This window comes from Bacillus sp. JJ1474 (genome assembly GCF_036965225.1).
In the GTDB taxonomy this organism is placed as follows: Bacteria; Bacillota; Bacilli; order Bacillales; family Cytobacillaceae; genus Cytobacillus.
The window spans coordinates 1-3,906 of record NZ_JBALPC010000151.1 but is presented as its reverse complement, the minus strand read 5'-3'; the positions used below and the strand labels follow the sequence as shown (position 1 = coordinate 3,906).

The 3,906-nt window shown below is 33.8% G+C and carries 6 protein-coding genes; 3 read left to right on the top strand and 3 right to left on the bottom strand.

Annotation, left to right across the window (positions count from 1 at the left end; genetic code table 11):
- Nucleotides 1–36 precede the first annotated feature (36 nt).
- Both V7164_RS17630 and V7164_RS17625 read right to left on the bottom strand, forming a co-directional pair.
- Complete coding sequence (locus V7164_RS17630; protein ID WP_335354745.1) at nucleotides 37–1,230, bottom strand: DUF2812 domain-containing protein; 1,194 nt, start codon at nucleotides 1,228–1,230, stop codon at nucleotides 37–39.
- Nucleotides 1,223–1,522: a PadR family transcriptional regulator gene (locus V7164_RS17625; protein WP_335354744.1), complete on the bottom strand. Its 300-nt coding sequence runs from the start codon at nucleotides 1,520–1,522 to the stop codon at nucleotides 1,223–1,225. The genes V7164_RS17630 and V7164_RS17625 overlap by 8 nt, the downstream gene beginning before the upstream one ends.
- A 520-nt stretch (nucleotides 1,523–2,042) precedes the next feature.
- On the opposite strand from V7164_RS17625, the gene V7164_RS17620 reads away from it, so the two are divergent.
- From V7164_RS17620 to V7164_RS17610, 3 genes are read left to right on the top strand one after another with little or no spacing between them, the layout of a single operon-like run.
- The gene (locus V7164_RS17620) at nucleotides 2,043–2,405 is read left to right on the top strand and encodes a DUF2089 domain-containing protein (protein ID WP_335354743.1); all 363 of its coding nucleotides are present in this window, start codon (nucleotides 2,043–2,045) and stop codon (nucleotides 2,403–2,405) included.
- Between the two features lie 15 nt (nucleotides 2,406–2,420).
- Nucleotides 2,421–2,810, top strand: coding sequence for an SHOCT-like domain-containing protein (locus V7164_RS17615; protein WP_335354742.1), 390 nt, complete (start codon nucleotides 2,421–2,423; stop codon nucleotides 2,808–2,810).
- A gap of 10 nt (nucleotides 2,811–2,820) precedes the next feature.
- Entirely contained in the window at nucleotides 2,821–3,102 is a 282-nt protein-coding gene (locus V7164_RS17610) for a hypothetical protein (RefSeq protein WP_335354741.1), read from the top strand.
- Between the two features lie 209 nt (nucleotides 3,103–3,311).
- On the opposite strand, the gene V7164_RS17605 is transcribed toward V7164_RS17610, so the two are convergent.
- Nucleotides 3,312–3,839, bottom strand: coding sequence for a dihydrofolate reductase family protein (locus V7164_RS17605; RefSeq protein WP_335354740.1), 528 nt, complete (start codon nucleotides 3,837–3,839; stop codon nucleotides 3,312–3,314).
- Nucleotides 3,840–3,906: the final 67 nt, after the last annotated feature.

Genomic DNA, 3,906 nt, shown 5'->3' with positions numbered 1-3,906 from the left:
CTAATATAGCCTAATTCCTAGATTCAAATTCTAGTATTAATCTGAAATAAGCTCCATTTTCTCTACTATGTTTTCTATTACTGAATTTATATTTGCATAACCATGATAACGAACATATATAACGGCTTTTCCCATAGAAGCAAACACTTCTTTCGACTCTTCTTCCTCATGAACAATCAAAAGATCCAAATCTGGATGCTTTGTTTCAACAAACTCTCTATGACTATTTTCATAACTATATCTTTTTATTAAATCAGAAATCAGATGATCCGCTATAGATGGAACACTGAGCTGAAAAACCCTTGTATGAATACTTGGTGAATATTCACCACTGCCATCCTCCCACATTTTTCCCGGGACTACCCCGTTTTCATCTGTATCATATTGCACTGGTGCCAACGGACTCCAATCATACGAATACCGATTATCCCAATCAACATTATCTCTCATATATGAAGATTCCCCCCGAACCAAAGCAGGATTCTGCTCTACATCTGCTAATCTGACAATCGGTAAGTCAAGACTTGCTTCTGGCAATGTTTTTGTATAACCTTTTACAAGCTGTGTGAATGGAAGTATAGCACTCAATCCAACAACGATTGTAAAAAATAAAGCTATAATAGAATTTAATCGATAGTGCCTCTTCCAAGGAGCATGATGATCAATAGGTTTTCCTTCGATCAGATCTTTTCGCAAAACACGAATGGATATAGCTGCTTGCAGCGATGTATAGGCCATATATCCAAAGAAAATGGTTAAAACAGTTTGTTGAATAACCATCCCTTCGACCAAAATGAAGGTAGGTGTCCCATCGAGAAACCAAATAGAAAACAACATACCGATCATTAAGATAATTGCAGCTACAGTTATACATGCATTCTTAGCTAATTTCTTATCTAGTTTCTTTAATGTATAAGATTGTTCTGCGGGGTCTGTATGAATCTCTGGTGCATTAAGCTCAACAGGGGATGAAAATACGTGAAAAAAATTATAGCTCGTCACATAGTCCCATCCACTTTCAGCATACATCTGTATTTGTTCTGGTGTGATCTTCATAGATACATCAATTCTGTACCTCATTTTTTGGGGCTCACCTTTAACAAATTCGGCAAAATGCAGTCTCATCCTTTTCAGTTGGAATCCCTCAGCAGCCATATCTGCAAACCAGCTTTCATGCTCCCCGATTCGCCAATAATCACTGGGACGAAGTTTGTAGACAGTCTTATTCATTCTCTTCACCTTCTTCTAAAATATTGCCGTCTTTTATCAAGGATTTTAATCTCCTATACTCTATGCGCAGAGCTTGTTCTCCTTCTGGTGTAATTTGATAAGTTTTTCTTCGGCCATCATCTTCTTCTAATGAAATAAGACCGTCTTTTTGCATTCGTGATAGTACTCCATAAAGTGTCCCCGGTCCCATTTTTACTCTGCCATTCGAAACTTCTGTAATTGCATGCATAAGCTGATAACCATGGTTTGGATGCATCAGCGCTAGCAGTACATAATACATTGCTTCGGTCATCGGCCCTCCATTATATGCCATTTTCATACAAACCTACTTTCATTCTTTAACATATTATGTTATACGATATATCGTATAACATAATAGTACTTCGTTAAACACTTTTTGTAAATACAGAATATGGTGTAAAAAACCAAATCTGTAAAACTTGTACCTATGTACACCAACGCTTGCAAGATATTCTCCGCCCATCTCTTCTAAATCCGTTGTTTTTCTCGTTCCCGCTCTGTAGGATGCATTTATTCTGTCATTTAAGTATTGAATCACGAAGGAAAAAGGAATAGTTATCCAGTACTCTACTCCCCTAATAAAGTATAGGTACCTCCTTCTAATTTTTAAAAAACTCATTAAAACTATTATGGCAAATATAATACGTTACGAATGACCATAACGAAAAATCAATAATATTAAACATTAACTTAATATTATTGATTTTTTTATCAAAGAAATTAAGTTTTATTATTTATTATTTTTATTTATTGTTATATAATCGAATCAACAAAAAGGAAGGATTTTCATTATGGCATATCAAGTAATTACAAATTGTCCTGTCTGCAGTAAAACTTTAAAAATTACAAAGTTGCAATGCACTCATTGTCACACTACGATTGAAAATGAGTTTGAATTATCTAAGCTGGCATCCTTATCAAAGGATCAGCTGCATTTCGTAGAAGTATTTATTACATGCAGAGGGAATATCAAAGAAGTTGAAAAGGAACTGGGTATTTCGTATCCAACGGTTCGAAGCAAACTAACAGACATCATTTCATCCCTTGGATATGTGCAGAAGAAGAAAAATGAAGTTGACGAGAAAAAAGTTGTCACCATGTTGGAAAATGGCGAAATCACACCAGAAGAAGCCATTAAGCTCTTAAAAGAGTAATAGGAGGAATGGATCATGAAAGAGGAAATTACAAGAGTGTTAACAATGGTTCAAGAAGGGAAGATTGATGCAGATAAGGGTTCAGAACTGATTCAAGTATTAAAAGAGAAAGAAGAAACAGGTAATAAGCTTTTTGAAAAACCAGCAAAATATTTAGATAAAACATTAAAAATTCGTGTTGTATCAACCGAAAATGATAACGTCACGGTCAATTTGCCTATAAAACTTGTCAAGGCAGTATTAATGGCTGGACACAGCATCGCAGCGAGTATTCCTCAATCGGAAAAATACGTTAAAGATATAGACATAAACCTTATTATTGAAGCAATCGAAAACGAATTAGATGGCCAAATTGTTGATATTAAATCGGCAAACGGGGATACCGTTTCGGTCATCATTGATTAGTGGTTTGCTTATGATGCATGTAAAAGTGAAAGCAAAAGACGTTCGGTTTACCATCCCCATCCCATATGCTATTTTAAACATTGTTATTTCCATTTTGTCTTCAAAATTTCTTCAGCAAAATGTAAACAAATGGACAAAAGAGCACTTCGAAAGAAAAAAACTGGACTTTACCTTTCCACTAATAGACAAAAATACGCTAAAGCCTATCGTCGAGGAACTGAAAAATTATAAGGGGATAGTGCTAGTAGATGTCAAAGCTAAGGACGGTACTGAGGTTAAGGTTAGACTATAATTTATTTTCTATTACACTTGGTACTTTGAAAAAAAGCTTAATTTTCTCGCTTACAATACCGTGAAAATTGTAGAAAGACAGTATAGTTATTAATTTTAATAGCTCTAACTAGTATAACCCCGTTCTAAATTTTAGGACGGGGTTATAAATATAGTTATTTAATTTCAGTAAAAATCTTCCACTGCTAACAAAGGAAAAGATGATGAAAATTATTTTTTTACATAATGAAGCATAGCAAGTTGATCTAATTTTTCTACTTTGGTTAATTTGTATTTTAGAGTAATATCCTCTCCGTTATAAAGAGAGATTCCTTTTCCTAAAATAATTGGTGCAATGGCTAGTTGGAATTCATCAATTAAATTTTCTTTGAAAAATTCACAAGCTAAGTTTCCTCCACCTATTAACCATATATCTTTACCAGGCTTTTGTTTTATAGTATTAATGAAAGTTTTGACCTCTTCATTAATAAATGAAGCATATTCATCTGATCCACTAACAGATTTAGAAAATACATAATTTTTATAATCACTATAAGGATAATTCATATCAAATCCACGAATGACATCATAAGTTCCTTTACCCATAACTACAGTGTCAATTCTTTCGAGGAGTGAACTGTAACCAGAATCTCCTTCTACTTCAGTTGATTCTAACCACTCTAATGTACCATCATCATTTGCAATATATCCATCAATTGAAGTACCAATATATAAAATAATGTTACGCTGTTTTTTCATGTAAATCTCCAATCCTTTGTTTCGGTTGATAAAATTAGTATACCAATTAAATCAACAACTAGCTGTT